This window comes from Paenibacillus campinasensis, assembly GCF_002272015.1.
Taxonomy (GTDB): domain Bacteria; phylum Bacillota; class Bacilli; order Paenibacillales; family Paenibacillaceae; genus Paenibacillus_AQ; species Paenibacillus_AQ campinasensis.
This window is the reverse complement of the sequence record NZ_NPBY01000146.1, coordinates 1-461: the sequence shown is the minus strand read 5'-3', so window position 1 is coordinate 461 and position 461 is coordinate 1. Positions and strand designations below refer to the sequence as shown.

Genomic DNA, 461 nt, shown 5'->3' with positions numbered 1-461 from the left:
AAAAAAAAACGCCCACCCCATCGGGGTGAGCGTGACGCATGACGATCAACTTACGGTTGCTTCGCACAGCACCGGTTCGAAGCAGCGGGCTTGCCACATCCAATCAGGCATCAACCTCTCTTCTTGCGAGCACGATAAAAGTAATGATGACCTATATAAGCAATACCGCACAGAAGGAGCAGCAATGCCGATATCCAAATGACAGGAAGCAGATAGGGAGCATGGTCGCTGGCCACAAAAAGCAAAAAGCCCGACGCTGCATACATCACCAGCAGCATTGCGATGCGTCTGTACAACTGCATTGGACTCGCCCTTTCTCACAGTATAAATATGGATATTTACCCATTTTTCCGTATGGTTACTATGTTAACCGATAATGCAGTAATTTGCACTCAAATTATGGAAAAAATATTAATTTTTTATTCATCCTCCGCATTTCTGAGATTCATGTCCGATTGCCC

The 461-nt window shown here is 45.3% G+C and carries 1 protein-coding gene; it reads left to right on the top strand.

Features of this window, described 5'->3' with window-relative positions; all coding sequences use genetic code 11:
- Positions 1-202, top strand: a 202-nt coding sequence (locus CHH67_RS26650; RefSeq protein WP_218832090.1) for a hypothetical protein, incomplete at its 5' end; no start/stop codon positions are given.
- Positions 203-461 lie beyond the last annotated feature (259 nt).